This is a genomic window from Enterobacter sp. 50588862, assembly GCF_001462935.1.
Taxonomy (GTDB): domain Bacteria; phylum Pseudomonadota; class Gammaproteobacteria; order Enterobacterales; family Enterobacteriaceae; genus Enterobacter; species Enterobacter bugandensis.
In genome coordinates, this window is the sequence record NZ_LNHM01000014.1 from 1 (window position 1) to 254 (window position 254).

General features: G+C 65.4%; 1 protein-coding gene. It reads right to left on the bottom strand.

Annotation, left to right across the window (positions count from 1 at the left end; translation table 11 throughout):
• The coding region (locus tag APT89_RS06665; RefSeq protein WP_131728588.1) for a helix-turn-helix domain-containing protein at positions 1 to 254 on the bottom strand (254 nt) is incomplete at both ends.

The window sequence follows — 254 nt, forward strand, 5'->3', positions numbered from 1 at the left end:
TATGGACGGTGCTGAAGGCGGGCATACGGTGCCCCTGGTCTTCGAGCCAGCGCTTAATCTTGCGTGCGCCCCAGCGTTCATGGCGCTCATGGGCCATGCGCAGCAGGGCGGTGATGTCGTCAGATGAGCGGTTCGGGGAATGGTGCGGTATGCGCGGGCGGTCCTGAAGGCCGGCGGCACCTTCCTGAGCCCAGCGGCGAAGCCACTTGTAGGCGGTGGCAGGAGAAATGCCGAACTGACGGCAGAGGGAACGG